General features: G+C 68.3%; 15 protein-coding genes. 12 read left to right on the forward strand and 3 right to left on the reverse strand.

Annotated features, from left to right (window positions below):
• Nucleotides 1-9 precede the first annotated feature (9 nt).
• The 4 genes from ABTX60_RS31715 (at nucleotide 10) to ABTX60_RS31730 (ending at nucleotide 4,447) form a co-directional block, all read left to right on the forward strand.
• Nucleotides 10-2,553, forward strand: coding sequence for a sensor histidine kinase (locus tag ABTX60_RS31715; protein ID WP_352100445.1), 2,544 nt, complete (start codon nucleotides 10-12; stop codon nucleotides 2,551-2,553).
• Nucleotides 2,550-3,227: a response regulator gene (locus ABTX60_RS31720; protein ID WP_352100446.1), complete on the forward strand. Its 678-nt coding sequence runs from the start codon at nucleotides 2,550-2,552 to the stop codon at nucleotides 3,225-3,227. The genes ABTX60_RS31715 and ABTX60_RS31720 overlap by 4 nt, the downstream gene beginning before the upstream one ends.
• An 86-nt stretch (nucleotides 3,228-3,313) precedes the next feature.
• Nucleotides 3,314-3,712, forward strand: a complete 399-nt coding sequence (locus tag ABTX60_RS31725; protein WP_104781211.1) for an OB-fold nucleic acid binding domain-containing protein — start codon at nucleotides 3,314-3,316, stop codon at nucleotides 3,710-3,712.
• Between the two features lie 3 nt (nucleotides 3,713-3,715).
• The gene (locus ABTX60_RS31730) at nucleotides 3,716-4,447 is read left to right on the forward strand and encodes a DUF3159 domain-containing protein (RefSeq protein ID WP_352100447.1); all 732 of its coding nucleotides are present in this window, start codon (nucleotides 3,716-3,718) and stop codon (nucleotides 4,445-4,447) included.
• Between the two features lie 92 nt (nucleotides 4,448-4,539).
• Here ABTX60_RS31730 and ABTX60_RS31735 read toward each other — a convergent pair whose 3' ends face one another.
• Nucleotides 4,540-5,214 (reverse strand): potassium channel family protein, encoded by a 675-nt coding sequence (locus tag ABTX60_RS31735; protein ID WP_344462869.1) that lies wholly within the window; start codon nucleotides 5,212-5,214, stop codon nucleotides 4,540-4,542.
• On the reverse strand, nucleotides 5,214-5,885 hold the full coding sequence (locus tag ABTX60_RS31740) for a potassium channel family protein (RefSeq protein ID WP_094053911.1): 672 nt from the start codon (nucleotides 5,883-5,885) through the stop codon (nucleotides 5,214-5,216). The genes ABTX60_RS31735 and ABTX60_RS31740 overlap by 1 nt, the downstream gene beginning before the upstream one ends.
• Nucleotides 5,886-6,543: 658 nt before the next feature.
• Between ABTX60_RS31740 and ABTX60_RS31745 the strand changes: the two genes are divergently transcribed.
• From ABTX60_RS31745 to ABTX60_RS31780, 8 genes are all read left to right on the forward strand, one after another.
• Nucleotides 6,544-8,595: an APC family permease gene (locus tag ABTX60_RS31745; RefSeq protein WP_352100448.1), complete on the forward strand. Its 2,052-nt coding sequence runs from the start codon at nucleotides 6,544-6,546 to the stop codon at nucleotides 8,593-8,595.
• Between the two features lie 122 nt (nucleotides 8,596-8,717).
• Nucleotides 8,718-10,046, forward strand: coding sequence for a class I SAM-dependent RNA methyltransferase (locus ABTX60_RS31750; RefSeq protein WP_352100449.1), 1,329 nt, complete (start codon nucleotides 8,718-8,720; stop codon nucleotides 10,044-10,046).
• Between the two features lie 379 nt (nucleotides 10,047-10,425).
• The gene (locus ABTX60_RS31755) at nucleotides 10,426-11,448 is read left to right on the forward strand and encodes a hypothetical protein (RefSeq protein ID WP_352100450.1); all 1,023 of its coding nucleotides are present in this window, start codon (nucleotides 10,426-10,428) and stop codon (nucleotides 11,446-11,448) included.
• A gap of 164 nt (nucleotides 11,449-11,612) precedes the next feature.
• Nucleotides 11,613-12,221: a hypothetical protein gene (locus tag ABTX60_RS31760; protein ID WP_352100451.1), complete on the forward strand. Its 609-nt coding sequence runs from the start codon at nucleotides 11,613-11,615 to the stop codon at nucleotides 12,219-12,221.
• The gene (locus ABTX60_RS31765; RefSeq protein WP_352100452.1) at nucleotides 12,215-13,636 is read left to right on the forward strand and encodes a hypothetical protein; all 1,422 of its coding nucleotides are present in this window, start codon (nucleotides 12,215-12,217) and stop codon (nucleotides 13,634-13,636) included. Before ABTX60_RS31760 ends, ABTX60_RS31765 begins: the two co-directional genes overlap by 7 nt.
• A gap of 436 nt (nucleotides 13,637-14,072) precedes the next feature.
• Nucleotides 14,073-14,702 (forward strand): tyrosine-type recombinase/integrase, encoded by a 630-nt coding sequence (locus tag ABTX60_RS31770; RefSeq protein WP_352100453.1) that lies wholly within the window; start codon nucleotides 14,073-14,075, stop codon nucleotides 14,700-14,702.
• 232 nt (nucleotides 14,703-14,934) lie between these two features.
• The gene (locus tag ABTX60_RS31775; RefSeq protein ID WP_189595995.1) at nucleotides 14,935-15,141 is read left to right on the forward strand and encodes a helix-turn-helix domain-containing protein; all 207 of its coding nucleotides are present in this window, start codon (nucleotides 14,935-14,937) and stop codon (nucleotides 15,139-15,141) included.
• A 60-nt stretch (nucleotides 15,142-15,201) separates the two neighbouring features.
• Nucleotides 15,202-16,290 (forward strand): tyrosine-type recombinase/integrase, encoded by a 1,089-nt coding sequence (locus tag ABTX60_RS31780; protein ID WP_352100454.1) that lies wholly within the window; start codon nucleotides 15,202-15,204, stop codon nucleotides 16,288-16,290.
• Nucleotides 16,291-16,875: 585 nt separating this feature from the next.
• On the opposite strand, the gene ABTX60_RS31785 is transcribed toward ABTX60_RS31780, so the two are convergent.
• Entirely contained in the window at nucleotides 16,876-19,860 is a 2,985-nt protein-coding gene (locus ABTX60_RS31785; RefSeq protein WP_352100455.1) for an RNaseH domain-containing protein, read from the reverse strand.
• Nucleotides 19,861-19,936 lie beyond the last annotated feature (76 nt).

Below are 19,936 nucleotides of genomic sequence, written 5' to 3' on the forward strand. Positions count from 1 at the left end.
AATGGAGCCATGGCACGCGGCAAGCTTCGGATCCACCTCGGCGCGGCACCGGGCGTCGGCAAGACGTACGCGATGCTGTCCGAGGCGCACCGCCGCGTCGGACGGGGCACGGACTGCGTGGTGGCCTTCGTCGAGCACCACGGCAGGCCCCGCACCGAGGTGATGCTGCACGGCCTGGAGCAGGTGCCGCGCAAGGAGCTGGAGTACCGCGGCGCCCTCTTCCCCGAGATGGACCTCGACGCCGTCCTCGCCCGCCGCCCCCAGGTCGCCCTGGTGGACGAACTCGCCCACACGAACGTCCCCGGCTCCCGCAACGCCAAGCGCTGGCAGGACGTGGAGGAACTGCTCGCCGCGGGGATCGACGTGGTCTCGACCGTCGACATCCAGCACCTGGAGTCCCTCGGGGACGTCGTCGAGTCGATCACCGGGGTGCGGCAGCAGGAGACCGTGCCGGACGAGGTGGTGCGCCGGGCCGACCAGGTCGAGCTGGTCGACATGACGCCTCAGGCGCTGCGGCGGCGGATGGCGCACGGCAACGTCTACCAGCCCGACAAGGTCGACGCCGCCCTGTCGAACTACTTCCGTCCCGGCAACCTGACCGCCCTGCGCGAACTGGCGCTGCTGTGGGTGGCCGACCGGGTCGACGCCCACCTCACCCAGTACCGCAGCGAGCACCGGGTGTCGCGGATCTGGGGCTCGCGAGAGCGGATCGTGGTCGGTCTGACCGGCGGGCCCGAGGGCCGCACGCTCATCCGCCGGGGCGCACGGCTGGCCGAGAAGGGCGCGGGCGGTGAGGTGCTGGCCGTCTACATAGCCCGCAGCGACGGGCTGACCGCCGCCTCGCCCAAGGAACTGGCGCTGCAGCGCACCCTGGTCGAAGACCTTGGCGGAACGTTCCACCATGTCGTCGGCGACGACATACCGGCCGCGCTGCTGGCCTTCGCGCGGGGCGTGAACGCCACCCAGATCGTGCTGGGTTCCTCGCGCCGCAAGACCTGGCAGTACGTCTTCGGACCCGGCGTCGGCGCGACGGTCGCCCGGGAGTCGGGCCCCGACCTCGACGTGCACATCGTCACCCACGGCGAGGTCGCCAAGGGCCGCGGGCTGCCGGTGGCCCGGAGCGCGCGTCTCGGGCGCTCCCGCCGGGTGTGGGGCTGGATCACCGGTGTCGCCGGCCCGCCCCTCCTCACGGCACTGCTCAGCGCCGTCGACCTCGGCCTCGCCAACGACATGCTGCTGTTCCTGGCGCTGACGGTGGCGGCGGCCCTGCTCGGCGGGCTGCTGCCCGCCCTGGCGTCGGCGGCCTTGGGCTCCCTGCTGCTGAACTACTTCTACACGCCGCCCCTGCACCGGTGGACCATCGCCGACCCGAAGAACATCGTCGCCATCGTGATCTTCGTGGCGGTCGGCGTGGCGGTGGCCTCCGTGGTCGATCTCGCCGCCCGCCGTACCCACCAGGCGGCCCGGCTGCGGGCCGAGTCCGAGATCCTGTCCTTCCTCGCCGGCAACGTGCTGCGCGGCGAGACGGGCCTGGAGGACCTGCTGGAGCGCGTCCGGGAGACCTTCGCCATGGAGTCGGCGGCCCTGCTGGAACGGGCGAGCGACGTCGAGCCGTGGACCTGCGCCGGACGCGTCGGGCGGGGACGCCCCGTCGAGCGGCCCGACCAGGCGGACGTGGACATGCCCGTCGGGGACCACATGGCGCTGGCGCTGACCGGCCGCGTGCTGCCCGCGGAGGACCGCAGGGTGCTGGCCGCCTTCGCCGCCCAGGCCGCCGTCGTCCTGGACCGCCGCCGGCTCCGGGAGGAGGCCGACCGGGCCCGCGCGCTCGCCGAGGGCAACCGCATCCGCACGGCCCTGCTGGCAGCCGTCAGCCACGACCTCCGTACCCCCCTCGCCGGGATCAAGGCGGCCGTGACCTCCCTGCGCTCCGAGGACGTCCAGTGGTCCGAGGAGGACCGGGCCGAGCTGCTGGAGGGCATCGAGAAGGGCGCCGACCGCCTCGACCACCTCGTCGGCAATCTGCTCGACATGTCCCGCCTCCAGACCGGCACCGTCACCCCGCTGATCCGTGAGATCGACCTCGACGAGGTGGTGCCGATGGCGCTCGGCGGCGTCCCCGACGGCAGCGCCTGCCTGGACGTGCCCGAGACCCTGCCCATGGCCGCCGTGGACCCCGGGCTGCTGGAGCGGGCGGTGGCCAACCTCGTCGAGAACGCCGTCAAGTACAGTCCGCCCGGCGCGCCCGTGCTGGTCGCCGCCAGCGCGCTGGCCGACCGGGTGGAGGTGCGGGTGGTCGACCGGGGGCCCGGCGTCCCCGACGAGGCCAAGGACCGCATCTTCGAGCCTTTCCAGCGCCACGGCGACGCCCCGCGCGGTGCGGGGGTGGGTCTGGGCCTCGCTGTGGCACGCGGCTTCGCCGAGGCCATGGGCGGCACCCTGAACGCCGAGGACACCCCTGGCGGCGGGCTCACCATGGTCCTCTCCCTCCGCGCGGCGGGAACCCGCCCGGAGCCTCACCCCACCGGAGAACCGGAAAGGCAGGCCTCATGACCCGCGTCCTGGTGGTCGACGACGAGCCGCAGATCGTGCGGGCCCTCGTGATCAACCTCAAGGCACGTGGCTACGAGGTCGACGCGGCCCACGACGGCGCCACCGCCCTCCGGCTCGCCGCCCGTCATCCCGACGTGGTCGTCCTGGACCTGGGCCTGCCCGACATGGACGGCGTCGAGGTGATCAGGGAGCTGCGCGGCTGGACCCGGGTGCCGGTCCTGGTGCTGTCCGCCCGGCACTCCTCCGACGAGAAGGTCGAGGCGCTGGACGCGGGGGCCGACGACTACGTCACCAAGCCCTTCGGCATGGACGAGCTGCTGGCCCGGTTGCGGGCCGCCGTGCGCCGGGCCGAGCCGGCCGGCGGCGAGGGCGACCTGATCGTCGACACCGGCGAGTTCACCGTCGACCTGGCCGCGAAGAAGGTCGACCGCGCCGGCAAGGACGTACGGCTGACGCCCACGGAGTGGCACCTGCTGGAGGTCCTCGTGCGCAACAGCGGCCGCCTGGTCGGGCAGAAACAGCTGCTCCGGGAGGTGTGGGGGCCGGCGTACGGGACGGAGACGAACTATCTGCGCGTGTACATGGCGCAGTTGCGGCGGAAGCTGGAGGCGGATCCCTCGCACCCGAAGCACTTCATCACGGAGCCGGGGATGGGGTACCGGTTCGAGAAGTGAGGGTGCGGCCGGCGGCCGGGGACGCCCCCAGGGGGCCGTCAATGGGCTCCTCGCCCTTCGTCAGCAGGCCCCGGTACGCTTCAGACATGAGTGCTGTTCCTCGTTCCGAAAAGCCGGTGGGCCGCTTCCGGCGCATGCTCGACCGGCTCTCCTCGTCGCAGGAGGACCTGGAGTCCGAGGAACTGCGGGAGGACACCGAGACGGCCGGCTGCATCCGGATCGGGGACTGTCAGGACCGCCAGATAGTGACGGTAACTGGTACCTTGCGCACGGTCACCCTTCGGCCGCGCGCCGGAGTCCCCGCGCTGGAGGCCGAGCTGTTCGACGGCTCCGCCGCGCTGGACGTGGTGTGGCTCGGCAGGCGCTCCATCGTGGGGATAGAGCCCGGGCGCAAGCTGATCGCGTCGGGCCGGATCTCGATGAGCCGGGGCCGCCGGGTGCTGTTCAATCCCAAGTACGAACTGAGACCCCTCGGACGGGAGTAGCCGGTGACGTCGCTCGACAAGCCGACCGAAGAGACATCTGCGGACGACGCCCGGGCGGTGACCGAGGCCGCCCTGTTCGAGGCGTTCGGCGGCGTGCGGGGCATGGTGGAGACGGTGGTTCCCGGCCTCCTCTTCGTCACCATCTTCACGATCAACAAGGACCTCCACATGTCGGCGATCGCGGCGCTGGCCGTGTCGCTGGTGCTGGTCGTGGTCCGGCTGGTGATGAAGGACACCGTCAAGCACGCGTTCAGCGGAGTCTTCGGCGTGGCCTTCGGCGTGGTCTTCGCGATGATGACCGGCAACGCCAAGGACTTCTACCTGCCCGGCATGCTCTACACGCTGGGACTGGGCCTCGCCTACATCGTCACCACCCTGTGCGGGGTGCCGCTGATCGGGTTGATCCTCGGCCCGGTCTTCAAGGAGAACCTCTCCTGGCGCACCCGGAACCCGGGCCGCAAGAAGGCCTACGCGAAGGCCAGCTACGCGTGGGGCACGATCCTGCTCGCCAAGTGCGCGATCCTCTTCCCGCTGTACTGGTGGGCCGACACCACGCAGCTGGGCTGGATCCTGATCGCCCTGAAGATCCCGCCCTTCCTGCTCGCGGTGTACCTGACGTGGGTGTTCCTCGCGAAGGCACCCGCGCCGATCGACGTGTTCGCGGAGATGGAGGCGGAGGAGAAGGCGGCCGAGGAGCGGGAGCGGCAGGCCGCCGCCCGGTCCGCCGAGCAGTGATCCTCCCGCGCGCAGTGGTCCCCCCGCGCTGACGGAACGGAAGGGGCGTCCCGAGTACCCGGGACGCCCCTTCCGCCGACTCGGACACGGGCTCAGCTCGCCGCGTTCCGCCGCACCGACAACAGGTCCTCCAGCTGCTCCTCGCGGGCCTGCGCGGCCACGAAGAGGAGCTCGTCGCCCGCCTCCAGGGAGTCCTCCCGGGAGGGGGTCAGCACGCGGTTGCCGCGGATGATCGTCACCAGGGACGTGTCCTGCGGCCAGTCGACGTCGCCGACCTGCGTGCCGGCCAGGGCCGACTCCTCCGGCAGGGTCAGCTCGACCAGGTTGGCGTCGCCGTGGCTGAAGCGGAGCAGACGGACCAGGTCGCCCACGCTCACCGCCTCCTCGACCAGGGCCGACATCAGACGCGGGGTGGAGACGGCCACGTCCACGCCCCAGGACTCGTTGAACAGCCACTCGTTCTTGGGGTTGTTCACGCGGGCGACGACGCGCGGGACGCCGTACTCCGTCTTGGCCAGGAGCGAGACCACCAGGTTCACCTTGTCGTCGCCGGTCGCGGCGATGACGACGTTGCAGCGCTGGAGCGCCGCCTCGTCCAGGGACGTGATCTCGCAGGCGTCGGCGAGCAGCCACTCGGCCTGCGGGACGCGTTCGACCGAGATGGCGGTCGGCGCCTTGTCGATCAGCAGGACCTCGTGGCCGTTCTCCAGCAGTTCGCCCGCGATCGAGCGGCCGACGGCGCCGGCTCCGGCAATGGCGACCCTCATCAGTGACCGCCCTCCTCTTCGGGACCCTTGGCGAACGCCGCCTCGACCTTGTCGACCTCGTCGGTGCGCATCATCACGTGCACCAGGTCGCCCTCCTGCAGCACCGTCTGCGAGGTGGGCAGGACCGCCTCTCCGAGCCGGGTCAGGAACGCGACGCGCACGCCGGTCTCCTCCTGGATCCGGCTGATCTTGTGGCCGACCCAGGCGGTGGAGGTGTGCACCTCGGCGAGCTGGACGCCGCCGGTGGGGTCGCGCCACAGCGGCTCGGCGCCGGAGGGGAGCAGACGGCGCAGCATCTGGTCGGCCGTCCAGCGGACGGTCGCGACGGTGGGGATGCCCAGGCGCTGGTAGACCTCCGCGCGGCGGGGGTCGTAGATGCGGGCGGCGACGTTCTCTATGCCGAACATTTCGCGGGCCACGCGGGCGGCGATGATGTTGGAGTTGTCACCGCTGGAGACGGCGGCGAAGGCGCCGGCCTCCTCGATGCCCGCCTCGCGCAGGGTGTCCTGGTCGAAGCCGACACCGGTGACCCGGCGGCCGCCGAACGAGGAGCCCAGCCGGCGGAAGGCCGTGGGGTCCTGGTCGACCACGGCGACCGTGTGCCCCTGTTGCTCCAGGTTCTGGGCCAGTGCGGAACCCACCCTTCCGCAACCCATGATCACAATATGCATCGCGTCACACCGCGCTTCCTGCAGGCCCTCTGGGCTTCATGAATGTCGTGCTCATGTCTCTCTTTCGGCTCGCCAGGCATCACGTCGCGGCCTGCGTGCGGGCCGCCGGGCAACATCATGCCGGTGGAATCACGCCATGATGCCCTCCGGGGGCACTGCCGCGTTCGGCTGCCCGACTCCAACGTATCCGCAAAGCCGAGGGCGTTGCCGGGGCCCCGCAAGGCCCCCAGGGGCTCGAGGAACCCGCCATGAGCCACGAGACCGAGAGGCGAGGGGGCGGGGGCGGAGGTCCGGGGGCCCCGGAGGTCGGAGGCCGCGGATCCGGAGCGATCCGAGCGGCCGGGGCCCCGAACGCCTAGCGCGCCCCCGGGGACACGTCCTTGCGGCGGCTGATGCTGCGCACGCTCGCCAGCGTCAGGATTCCGAGGGCGACAAGAGTGGCCGCGGCGCCGATCAACTGGGCGGGCGTGTGCATGGGACCTCCAGGGGCGGCAACGGCCGGGAAGCGGACGGGGCTTAGTCATATAGGCATGAGAAGCGGGTGACCTGCGGAATCCTCAGCCGCATGCGCCTCTGAATTCACTCGTAGAGCAGAGGGAACGCCGATGGGGGGTGGCGGGTGGCCCCCCCCGCAATCGAACGCCTACGATCCTCTGTTGTGTCCAAACTGACCGACGTGCCCAAACGGATCCTGATCGGGCGCGCACTGCGCAGTGACCGGCTGGGCGAAACGCTCCTGCCGAAGCGCATCGCACTCCCCGTCTTCGCATCCGACCCGCTCTCCTCCGTGGCGTACGCGCCCGGCGAGGTGCTGCTGGTCCTGTCGATCGCGGGAGTGACGGCGTACCACTTCAGCCCGTGGATCGCCGTCGCGGTCGTCGTGCTGATGTTCACCGTGGTCGCCTCCTACCGGCAGAACGTGCACGCCTACCCCAGCGGCGGCGGCGACTACGAGGTGGCGAACACCAACCTCGGGCCCAAGGCCGGCCTGACGGTCGCGAGCGCGCTGCTCGTGGACTACGTCCTCACCGTCGCGGTGTCGATCTCCTCCGGCATCGAGAACCTCGGCTCCGCCGTCCCGTTCGTGGTCGAGCACAAGGTGCTCTGCGCGATCGGGGTGATCGTGCTGCTGACCCTGATGAACCTGCGCGGGGTGAAGGAGTCGGGCTCGCTGTTCGCGATCCCGACCTACGTGTTCGTCGCGGGCGTCTTCACCATGATCGCCTGGGGGGCCTTCCGCGGACTGGTCCTGGGCGACAGCATGCGGGCACCGACGGCGGACTACGTCATCAAGCCCGAGCACCAGGGCCTGGCCGGCTTCGCCCTGGTCTTCCTGCTGCTGCGCGCCTTCTCCTCCGGCTGCGCCGCCCTCACCGGCGTCGAGGCGATCTCCAACGGCGTCCCGGCCTTCCGCAAGCCCAAGTCGAAGAACGCCGCGACCACCCTCGCCATGATGGGCCTGCTGGCCGTGACCATGTTCTGCGGCATCATCGCGCTGGCCGCCGCGACCGACGTCCGCATGGCCGAGAACCCGGCCAAGGACCTGTTCCACAACGGTGTCCCGCTCGGCGGGGACTACGTCCAGAACCCGGTGATCTCCCAGGTCGCCGAGGCCGTCTTCGGCAAGGGCAGCTTCCTCTTCGTCATCCTCGCCGCGGCCACCGCGCTGGTGCTGTTCCTCGCCGCCAACACCGCCTACAACGGCTTCCCGCTGCTCGGCTCGATCCTCGCCCAGGACCGCTATCTGCCGCGCCAGCTGCACACCCGAGGCGACCGGCTGGCCTTCTCCAACGGCATCGTGCTCCTCGCCGGCGCCGCCGGGCTGCTGGTGGGGATCTACGGCGCCGACTCCACCCGCCTGATCCAGCTCTACATCGTCGGCGTGTTCGTGTCCTTCACGCTCAGCCAGACCGGCATGGTCCGGCACTGGAACCGCCACCTGGCCACCGAGAAGGACCAGGCCAAGCGCCGCCACATGATCCGCTCCCGGGCCATCAACGCCTTCGGTGCCTTCTTCACCGGCCTCGTGCTGGTCGTCGTCCTCCTCACCAAGTTCACCCACGGAGCCTGGGTCGCTCTGCTCGGCATGGTGATCTTCTACGCGACGATGACGGCCATCCGGAAGCACTACGACCGAGTCGCCGCCGAGATCGCCGCCCCCGAGGGCCCGAGCGACGACCTCGTACGGCCCTCCCGCGTCCACTCGGTCGTGCTGATCTCCAAGATCCACCGCCCGACGCTGCGCGCCCTGGCCTACGCCAAGCTGATGCGCTCGGACTCGCTGGAGGCCCTGAGCGTCAATGTCGACCCGACGGAGACCAAGGCGCTGCGCGAGGAGTGGGAGCGGCGCGGCATCGACGTCCCGCTGAAGGTCCTGGACTCGCCCTACCGGGAGATCACGCGGCCGATCATCGAGTACGTCAAGAGCCTGCGCAAGGAGTCGCCGCGCGACGCGGTGTCGGTGATCATCCCCGAGTACGTCGTCGGCCACTGGTACGAGCACCTGCTGCACAACCAGAGTGCCCTGCGCCTGAAGGGCCGGCTGCTGTTCACGCCCGGGATCATGGTGACCTCGGTGCCGTACCAGCTGCAGTCCTCCGAGGCGGCCAAGCGACGGGCCCGCCGGCAGCAGGACTGGAACGCGCCGGGCTCGGTCCGGCGCGGCCCCGCGCAGGTGCGGTCGAAGGAGTCTTCCGAGCACAAGTCGTGATGATTCTCTGAGGCGACGGCTCGTGTGAAACGGCCGGGCGACAGCCACGTAGACTGGTGGGCTGTCGTCCGGCCGTTCCCGTTTCGGCCCTTCCCCCTCACGTGTTTTGGAGTCACCCCGCCATGCAGGCAGAACCGAGGAAGTCGCTGGTGGGGGAGGAGTACGAGGTCGAGGTCGGCCCCGTCGCCCACGGCGGCCACTGCATCGCCCGTACGTCCGAGGGCCAGGTGCTGTTCGTACGGCACGCGCTGCCCGGCGAGCGGGTCGTGGCGCGGGTGACGGAGGGCGAGGAGGGCGCGCGGTTCCTGCGCGCCGACGCCGTGACGGTGCTGGACGCCTCCAAGGACCGCATCGACGAGCCCTGCCCGTTCGCCGGCCCCGGCCGCTGCGGCGGCTGCGACTGGCAGCACGCCAAGCCCGGCGCGCAGCGGCGCCTGAAGGCCGACGTCATCGCCGAACAGCTCCAGCACCTCGCTGGGCTCACCCCCGAGGAAGCCGGCTGGGACGGCACGGTGCTGCCCGCCGAGGGCGACAAGGTGCCCGCGGGCCAGGTCCCCGCGTGGCGCACCCGCGTCCAGTACGCCGTCACCGCCGACGGCCGGGCGGGCCTGCGCCGGCACCGCTCGCACGAGGTGGAGCCGATCGACCACTGCATGATCGCGGCGGAGGGCGTCAGCGAGCTGGGCATCGAGAAGCGGGTCTGGACGGGCATGGACTCCGTCGAGGCGATCGCGGCGACGGGCTCCCAGGACCGCCAGGTGATCCTCACCCCCAAGCCCGGCGCGCGCCTGCCGCTGGTCGAACTGGACCGGCCGGTCTCCGTCCTGCGCGTGGACGAGCGCTCCGGCGGTGTCCACCGCGTCCACGGCCGCCCCTTCGTCCGCGAACGCGCCGACGGCCGCACGCACCGGGTCGGGGGAGGCGGCTTCTGGCAGGTCCATCCGAAGGCCGCGGACACCCTGGTGACCGCGGTCATGCAGGGCCTGCTGCCCCGCAAGGGCGACATGGCGCTCGACCTCTACTGCGGCGTCGGCCTCTTCGCCGGTGCCCTCGCCGACCGCGTCGGCGACCAGGGCGCGGTCCTCGGCATCGAGTCGGGCAAGCGGGCGGTGGAGGACGCGCGGCACAACCTCGCGGACTTCGAGCGGGTGCGGATCGAGCAGGGCAAGGTCGAGAGCGTGCTGCCGCGCACGGGGATCTCGGAGGTCGACCTCATCGTGCTGGACCCGCCGCGGGCGGGGGCGGGCCGCAAGACGGTGGAACACCTGGCCTCGCTGGGCGCGCGGCGGATCGCGTATGTGGCCTGTGATCCGGCCGCGTTGGCGCGGGACCTGGGGTACTTCCGGGACGGCGGCTATCGGGTGCGGACGCTTCGGGCGTTCGATCTGTTTCCGATGACCCACCACGTGGAGTGCGTCGCGATCCTTGAGCCTGCCGAAAAGGGCCGTTGACCTGCGGCTTTACTCGGTGTGCGGGATGTGCGCTATGGGCGTTACGGGCGAAATCTTGACGCTCAAATGACGCTCTCCGAGGTGTCTTGACGCTCATTTGACGCTCGTTCTGATGGTGCGTCAGGTGTATTTCGGGATGCTGTGACCTGGGCTGCAGCGTGGGCTGAGGAACGTGCGTGGGCGGCCACGGTCCTGCCCGAGGGGTAGCGCGCCTCGGATCGTCGGGTGGGTTCGCTTGTCGGCGCGTACGGTGTGTGCCACGTCTGACCGGGTACCTGCGCCGTTCGAGGAAGGTGGCGATGCCGCCGTGCCGAGCGATTCACCGTCGCCTTACAGCGAGCGTCCCGTCGCTCAAGCGCGGAGAGCGAAGGCACGGGAGTTGGTCGAGCGGCTGTCGGCCGAAGGGCGGGTTCGGTTCACGGACCCGAGCGACGGCGAGGTCGCGGAGTGGCGGCGCGTCGTCAACTACGCGAAGCGGCACGGCATGGAGCCGGAAGGGCGCCGTATCGAGAAGGTTCCGTACGGAGGGCGCGGCCTGGAGTTCTTCCTTGCTGAGGGCCCGCACCCCAACGCGCGCAGCCAGCGTCCGGCGGCGAGCGGTCCGGTTCCCGTGCCCGCGCGGCTGGCGCATCTTCATCCGGTTGTGGGGGCGCTGAAAGGCGACGGCCAGCGCTTGGTGATGCCGTCTCCCTTGCGCCGCAGGTCACTCCTGTTGCTTCAGGGGCTCGCGGCTGAGGCGGTGCGGCGAGGCTATGGAGTGAGAGCAGTCCACTCACGGTTCTACAGGCGCGAGGGCGGAGTGGACATCGTCGTTGACGGCTTCGCCTACACCATCACCGCCAGGCAGGAGTTCCCCGAGTCCACAATTCCGGAGCGTTCCGCGCGCCTCGTAGTCGAGGTCGCGCACGGACTGACCAGGCGGTCGGGACGCTGGCGTGACCGGAAGAACAGGTCGCTTGAGCAGGCTCTGGGCGTGATCCTCGCAGAGATCGAAGAGCGTGCGGTGGAAGACGCGGAGCGCAGAGCGAACGATGAACGTAGGCGGCGGGAGCGCGAGACGCGCTGGCGGGCAGCCGTGGAGGAGGCGAAGGAATCGGCGCGCCATGAGCAACTCGCTGCGGTGCTGCGTGATGAGGCCGGACGATGGCGTGAGGCTGTCCTCATCGGGGAGTACTGCGATGCCCTGGAGCGGCGTCTTGAAGTCCTGGAGACGGACGGTGACCAACAGCCCACGGGATCGCAGCTTCGTTGGCTGGAGTGGGCGCGTCGGTATGCACGGGACATCGACCCGCTGCGGCAGCCTCCGGGCATGCCGACGCCGCGTGAACCGTCGCCGGATGACCTGCGGCCGTACCTGAAGGGCTGGAGTGCGTACGAGCCCAAACGCCAGGCTGGACCGTAGAACGCGGAGTTCGAGCGCGGCGGCGCGCAGGTGGGGGAGCGCCGTGTCGCTCAGCGGCGACGAGGATCATTGCGGCCGCAGCGTGGCTGGCGCCTCACGCGCGAGTGCTCGCCAGGTTCCTCGCACTCTGTATCGGAGATAGTACGTAAAGATACTCTTGCGCTGTGCCGGGTGAAGAAGAGCACGTAAAGGGCGCCGAGGCGGTGCAACGAGTCAAGCGCTGGCTCGAAGGCACCATGCGTGTGTCCCAGTCCTACACCAACCTCGAGGGTGTATGGGCGCGGAAGCTCACCCTGCGGTGGCCGAACGGGAACGAGAATTCCTTCTCGTACGACCTCGGCGGGGTCATGCGGGGCGGCGACTGGGACGGCCAGATGTTCTGCGCCGAGGTGAAGTGGCGGCGGAACGCGAGCGACCAAGGCCCGGCGTACAAAAGCTTCCTGGCCAAGTGCTACGTGGCGCTGAGCCAGGGCTACATGCTCGGGGACCACTATATGTGGATCAGTTGGGCACCCTTCCGCGCCAACGACTGGGACCAGCTCACCAGCCCACAGGCGATCCGAGAGGCCGTTCTCGCAGAGTCGCAGCGCATCTTCGGTATCGAAGATCCCGAAACGGCTGCAGAGTCGATCAAGGATGAGCTCTTGGTGGACTTGTCAGAGCGACTCTGGCTGGTCGTGATGTCAGAGAAGCAAGAGAAGCTGGTTCCATTGGACGACTGGCGCGGAGTCGTGGCCAACTTCTACAACAGTCAGGGGAGGTCGGCATGGTGACGCCGGTGGCGCCAGAGATCAACAGTGCGCTCGACCACCCCGATCCCCGGCAGGCGGTCGAGCGCGTCAAGGATGTGGTGCAACGACGTCTCCTGGACGTCTATCCCACAGCCCGGATCGTTCGGACGGACTTCTTCAACCACACCTACGTGCCGGATCTGTTGCTCACATGGAGCTCCGGCGCTCACCGCTCCGAACGGAGGGTCTACCTTCGCGCCTCCGGCGATCCGGGGCTTCTGGCTTCGGATGTCCAGCTTCTCGAGCGCGAGCAGCAACCGCTGGTTGTGCCCCTTGTCCACCTGGGGACAGGGCCTGCGCGACAGCAACTGGAAGCCGTTGCCGAGGAACGTCACACCCTTGTCCTCGATCCCTCCGGGCTCGGGGCACTGCCGGCTCGCACCCCCACGAGGACACCAACCGCTCTGGCATCCGATGCGATCGTCGAGGGCGGCCGCGGCATCATGGAAGCGGGTCAAGTCGACCGCTTCCTGTACGCGGTCGGCACGGGTGTGGAGGCAGCGCGCGAAGGCCGAACGGAACCTACTCGCCTGGCCCTCTCGCAGGTCTCCAGGCACACGGTGCCCGACGTCTCGCGCCGTATGTCCACATTGATGGCGGCTATGTGGCAGGGGAGCGGCCGCTCCTTGTCGGAGTTCCCGGCAAGTGTGCCCCACCTGGCGTCTCTTGACGAGACCTCGCTGAACCTGCTGCTGGCCTCTCCGGAGATCAGGGATGCCGGATTCTGGCGACGTATCCGACCGCTCGTGGACGCCAAGACTCTCCTGCGGACAGACATCACGGACACCCCCAACCTCCAGCAGTTGATGCGCAGCGCGGTGCAAACGTGGAAGGCGCACGTCTGCATGGTGGTGGAACCGGACTCACCGAGCAACGGTGACGCGTGGCGCTGGGTCATCAAGGATGGGCATCTTGGCCTTCACGGCCCCGGATTCATCGCCTACGTGGCTTCCAGTCGGAAGGATCTCCACGCTCCCGAAGAATTTGACGCACCCCTACTGGCGGAGGTCCGGGAACGCGCCGCCGCGTTTGCTATCCCGTTGACATCCATCCGCATGCTGATGACAAACCGAAGTATCGGCTATGACGCGCCGGGTGAAGACGTCACTCATGACCCGCAACTGGACGGCATCAGCGCCGCGTTGGGGCGGGAAGAGGGTGTAATTGAAGCGCAGGCTCTGACGTCCACCCGAGTTCCCCTGCGGTGTAATTTCATCAGCAGGATCGCCAGCCCGCCGGGAGCAAGAGCGCTTGTTCCCTTCGTTGAATTGCTGGGAACCACGCTTCGGTTGTTCCTAGGGTTGTCCGCCGAGGAAGCGGCGCAGCTTGGGAATCTGCTCGACTCGGGCGAGCCGACGTCAGCCCGTTGGGAGCAAGCCGATCTATTCGACGGCTGATTCCTGAGTTCCGCTTCCACACTTCCATGCGTTCTCGGACAGCCCGCCGAAGCCGAAGGGTCACTGCAGGGTGCGCCTCGTGATAGAGCAGGCGCTTAGAAGGCGCCTGCTCTCTTCCCCTGCGGCGACAGTAAGGCGAGTGCGCTGGCAGCGCGCTCCTTCGTGATGCTGGCGCGTGTTGATTCGCCGACGGCAGACACATTGAGGGCGCAACGGACTGGAATGACGCGGCGAAGCAAGCAAACCTAGAGCGGTCCGGAGAAGTGCGGCTACGCCCTGCTGTTCCGCATACCCCTGGATGTCGTGAGCGCCGTGTGGGGCGAAACATAGCCGACGATCGCCGGTTAGCCAAACCGGCGATTCTGCAGACCATTGAACCTGTCGCGCTGATCCCCGCGTGACGCATTCAGTCATTTTCCCTGAGGAGGTCAGAGCTGTGTCTGTCGAGGTCATGGACGAAGAATGGTTGTATACCGAGGAGCAGGTTCGATCGCTGCTCGAGTGGATGCGTGGGCAGGCGGGTGCCAATTTCTCTGTGCCCCCCTTCATGCGCCTCGTGGCCGAGCAGGCTCTGCGCCCAAGCGAGGCTCGCGCCCTGCGAGTGAGCGACGTGGTGCTCCCGGTGGGCGACGTGGGTAAGTTGACGGCCCGCCATAAAGGGATGGCGAGGGAGATTCCCCTCCAGCCGCAGTTCGTCGAGTTCCTGCGTGAGTGGATCAGCGAGGATGGCCTGCAGGGGGACGATCTGCTGTTTCCCGGTACGCGAGGTGGGCCGCTCTCGGCTTCCGTATACAAGCGGATGTGGCAGCAGGCTCAAGAGGCCGTCCTGCCAAGGGACGAGCGATACTCGTGGCGCCTGGGGGAGCCCATCTCCATCCTCCGTGAGTCCTGCGTGGTGAAGTGGCTCAGGATGGGCATCTCAGCAGTCACGGTTGCCGAGTGGGCCGGCGTGACCCCGAGTTGGCTGGCGCTGCGTTACCCGCACTGCTTCCGCACGGAGAAGGCCGAAATCGACTGGGACCATCTGGCCTTGGCCATGGCCCTTCCGGACTCGCTCAGGTCGTGATTCCCGCCCCGCGCTCTAAGGCTGACACCTAGAGCGCGGGCGCTACCAGCTCATCCGCACCGGTGGTCCTCACCCCCAACGAAGCCGTCAGGTGATCAGCCTCCCTTTGGTCGAGGCGCTCCGTGAAGCGGTCCCACTGCCCTGACAGTACTTGTTGACCGCCTTGGACCGGACGATGCTCCGGCTGCCGACTCGCCGGGCGCCCAGCCCACCCCACCTCAAGGTCCCCTTTATGCCCGCACGCTTGCTGTCCATCCCCGCCGTCGCCGCCGCCTTGGACGTAGACCGCCGCACCGTCTACCGCTTCATCGCTGCCGGCGACCTGCCTGTCGTCGACCTCCGTACCGGACCAGGTCGGTCCCGCGTCCGGGTCCCCGCAGCCAGCCTCGACGAGTTCATCAGCCGCCGCGCCGTCGTACCGCCGGCCGCCCGCCGCTGACCCTGGCCCATCCCAGGCCCGTCACCTCGAACAAGGAGTAGAGCCTCGTACCTCCGCAAGTTGAAGTCCGGCAAGTGGCAGGCGACCGTACGCAACCGGACAGGAGACCGGTTCAGCGAGTCGTTCCCCCTCAAGGCGCAGGCGCGCGCCTGGGGCAGCGAGATGGAGACCCAGTTCGCCCGCGGAGGCATGCGCGACCCGCGGGCCAGGGAAACGTCGTTCCGCGAGTGGCACGACCGGTGGTGGAACGCCCGCGTTGTTGAGCCCCACACGCTGCGAGGCGACGCCTCCAACATCAAGAACCACGTCATGCCCTACTGGGCGGAGTGGGAGCTGCGGGCCATCACCCGCATGGACGTCCAGAGCTGGATCCGGACCCTAATCGAGAAGGGCGCGGGGGCCGCTGCGATCAAGCGGGCCTACAACCTGACGTCCTCCATGATGCGCGCGGCCGTCGACGACGATGTCCTGGCGGTGACCCCGTGCCGCAACATCGACTTGCCCCAGATCGCGGTTAAGCCGCCGCAGTGGTTCACGCTCGACCAGGCGCAGAGCATCCTCGACGAACTCCCCGCCCCCTGGCGGACAATGTGCCTACTCGGCTTCTACACCGGACTGCGCTGGGGAGAACTCTCCGGCCTGCATCGCCACCGCATCGACCAGCGCCGCTCGCGCCTGTTCGTGGTGGAGGTCAACAGCAAGAGCGGCATCAAGGAGTACCCCAAGAGCTCCAAGAGCCGTAGAGAAGTCCCGCTCCCGCCCCACGTCCTGGAGGCCCTCGAACGCCACATCCACCGGCTCGACCGGGACGCCGTGGTGTTCACCACCATCACCAAGGGCCGTGCCGGACGGCTCCTCGCCGACAGCAACTGGCGCCGGCAGACCTGGTGGCCCACCGTCGAGGCCGCCCACTACTTCGACACCGACGGCGAGCAGCAACTCGTACCGCACTACCCGCCACACTCCATGCGCCACACCTGTGCCTCGTGGCTGGTCCAGAAGGGAGTCTCGCTCTACGAGGTCCAGCACCTCCTCGGCCACGAGAGCTTCCAGACCACCCAGCGCTACGCTCACCTTCAACCGGACGCGCACAAGGCCGTTCTTGGTGCCTGGGAGCGCTTGGACGTTCCGCTCACCGTCGCCGTATAAACGATCCTGCTGTCCCCTCACCGACAGGCGGAGGCGCTTGCCTGATCAGAGGGGCCGTGCGACAGCGACACCCTCTTCCAGGTGGCACCCAGCGCTTCGTGCTGTCGAACGGCCAAGGATGGCTGCAGAGATCGTCCCGAAGCGGTTCGTCCAGAGCCTAATGACCGTTGACACAACTGAGCTCTGGGCGCGACGCAAGCACACTCGAACGCGCCTTGGCACGTGATGTCCTGGCCGTATCAGACCAACTGCATAACCGTATGCCACGTGGACCAGCGACCTGCAGGGGTCCTGATCTTGGTCCGGTGCCGCGATGGCGTCGGTGAAGGACAACATCTACTCCAGAACGCGTAAGGGGGGCAGGGCGGACCTTCGGCCCACGGAGTAGCTGAAAGCGTCGATCAGATCGTTGTCGTCTCGTCAGATCATCGCCTGTGCATCCGTTCGGGGCCACAGCGTGGGCGTTTCGTGCCAGACGAGGCCGTCACTCCACCTGAGATGAGTGCGGCCAGCGTTGCTGCCCTTTGGCGTGGCGGCCTCATCTTCGAGGCCACCACGCCGAACGGCTCGGAGCCGTCCCTATACCTACAGGTCGGTGCCGCTGGCTTCCCTCAGGATTTCGATGCTCTCAAAGTCCTTCGGCTCGGAGCGTCGGTACTGGGGGTGGCCAAGGTCCATCTGAAGCGCGGCGTGGAGCGGGGCTGGGTATCGCGTCCGGTCTGACCAGGAGAGCGCCTGGTGACAAAGCCGTGCCGCGGCAACCGCGAGAATCTCTCGGTCGTAGCCGTCCCGCGTGTGCATGGGGGTGATCTCCCTGGTGGTCATGCTGTACCACGGTGCGCTCAGTTCGTTCTCCTTGCGCTCGTCGGCATTCTTCGATGCCTTCCCCGGGTCGGCGCGCCAGCGGGTCTTCCACTGCCCGTGGCGCTTCTTGCCGTAGTTGCGGGGTTCGGTGAACAGGAACCAGGGGTGGCCTTCGGGCCGGGCTTCCGGGTAGTAGAGGTCGCTGGAGGTCTTGAGCGGGACGGTCTTGCCGTTCTTCTGCTTCTCGGTGACGGCGACCAGACGGGGCATTTCCGCCTGCGCGCAGTTCATGCGGATGATGCTGACCGGATTCCAGGACGGGGGCAGTCCGCTTGCGGGGAGCCAGAGGCGCGGGTCCCCGGGATCTTTTCCGAGGCCCTGCTTGTTGTTGTGGAGGCCGGGCCATACACGGCGGCTGGCGTGACCGTCGATCATCAAGGCGTAGGGCAGGCCGTCGAGTTCGTCGTGGAGCTCTTGGAGGGCGGTGCGGACGTCTTCACCGGCCTGTGCCCAGCGCTGGATTTCGCCGTCGCCGTTTTCAGTGTGAAGAGGGTAGTTGGCGGCGTGGAAGTTGCTCTGTGCGAGGGCGTAGTGCTCCCACTGCGGGTGGATGTTGCTCCAGCCGATCATGCGCCACGGGCCGCCGGGTTCAGGGGAGGGGATGATCACGCTGGCGGTGATGATCCTTTTGGGCTGGCCCTTGTACTTGCGGTCCGTGGCCTGCTTGCGGATGTGGATGCCGCAGAAGGCCATGCGGGGCAGCGGGTAGGGGTCGTCGCCGGGGTAGAGGGCACGCTCGAAGCGGTCGTCCACGACCCCGCACGAACGGTAGAGGTCCAGCAGACCCATGTAGACGCGGTGATCATCGAAGGCTTTCGCGGGCCTCTTGATGATGGTGAAGGTCTTGGTGAACGGGTCGTACTCGCGGCCGACGAGGAATTGGGACGGCACTGCGGCCTTGGCGAGCTCCCGGACGACTTGGTGCTTGGCGTCGTTCTCCACCAGGGCGGTCTTCACTTCGGCGGGCTTCATGCCCTCGTGTTCCTCGCCGCGCACCGGAATCTCTGTTTCACACCAGGCGGCGAGGAGGACGCCGGGTTCTGCGAAGGCGCCGGCGATCCTTTGGGCGTCAGTGGCGCGCTGAGTGCCGGGGCCGTGCTCCAGCAGGGCTTCGGCGTTGCAGAAGACAGCTTCGATGCCGTCCGCGAGCGGGAAGGACTTCTTTCCGCCAGGATCCGGGTCGATGCCCTCCGGGTCCAGCCCGTAGGGGTGGGCGAGACCGTGGATCATCCGCGTGAGGGTCGCGTCGCGGTACCACAGGCACAGGATGCGGAGTTTCTTGTATCCGGCCGCTTCGATGGAACGGCGAATACCCTCCGGGGAGGGCTTGCCGATGAGATCGACGTATTCGCCATCCTGCTTCTTCTGTTTCTTCTCTTTCTCCTGGGCGGCGGTGGCGGGCTCGTGGGAACGCTTACCGAAGACATTCCCCTTCGACTTCAGGTCGAGCAGGGAGACGGCGTCACCGAAGACTCGCTGGATGTGTTCCCGCAGCAGGGAGAGATGGTAGATGCCGGCGCCGGTACCGACAGCGAAGGAATCCGTCTTCGGCATGGTCGGCCTGATCGCGCCAGGAGGAGGAGTCAGGATGTCGATCCTCTTGCCATTTTCGTCCCTGGCGTTCAGGCGGCTGCGCTCACCGGCGACGCGTTCCTCGATGGCGTTGAGCGAAGACCGGTCGGCGTCCATCTTCGCCAGGATTTCCAGCGCATGCTTGTTCGTCTGCCGCAGACCGCGCCCATCCAGGGACACAGACATGATCGGCCGGTCTCTTCCCTGGTCCACGAGAACGGTGCTGGCGTGGATCACCGTGTTGTTGATGCGCCGGATGTGAGCGTCAAGATTCAGGACGGGGTTCGGCTCGGCCGTGTAGGTGGCCATCTTCACCGACAGGCGGGACAGCGCATACTGGACTTGACTGCGGGTGGGGTTCTCGGGACGGGCCTTGAGCGCTTCGGCGAGGTCGACCGGGTGGGCGAGGGTGGCGAAGACCGGGCCGATGGGCTGTTCCCAGGCGATCAGGTCACCGTTGCTGATGGGCCGGTACTGCACGGCCGCGACGTTGTCGGAGGGCTGCCAGCCGACGGTCCTGTGTTTCACCTGGCCGTTCGCCGCCTCGTACGCCTCACGGACCGGCTCGACTTCCCGGTCGAGGAAGGGCTTTGCCGCCAGCTTCTTGGCGATGTGCCACTTCACCGCCTCGTAGGCCCAGCTGTCCGGACTGGCGGGCTTGCCGTCTTCCTCCCGGAGGATGTTTTTAGCCAGGCTTCGGCGCTCAGGATCGACGTCCGCGACCAGTCGGGCCAAGGTTGGTGGATCCATGAAGGGGATCTCATCCAGAGGAATCCGGCGGACGATGCCTTCCAGGTAAGTGAAGACCGTCCTGAGGGCGTCGGGCTCCACGGGGTTGAGCGTCACCATGAAGGCCAGGTACTTGTCCAGGTAGACGTAGCCATCGGTGATCTGCTGGAGCACGGTGACAGCGATGGAATAGGGGACCAGGAAGGGGTCGGATTCCTGGACACCCTTGATCCATTTCGCGTTCTTTGAGGCCGTGCTCCCCAAATCCCTCCAGGCCGTGCGGATGGGCGAGTGGTAGTCGCCGAAGTCCCAGACCAGGGCGGTCATGCCGTCCAGGAGCTCGGGGGTGCACCGGATCGATGTGGTGTGCGCGGTGAGATCCCGCTGCGTGTTGCTTCGCCCCATGAGCGGGGGTACCTCGTCTCTCGGTCTCTCCGTTGGGGAGAGGATGCGGGTCCGTCTCCGCCGCGGCAAGGCGGCG

Source organism: Streptomyces sp. NPDC126510, assembly GCF_040302345.1.
Lineage (GTDB): Bacteria > Actinomycetota > Actinomycetes > Streptomycetales > Streptomycetaceae > Streptomyces.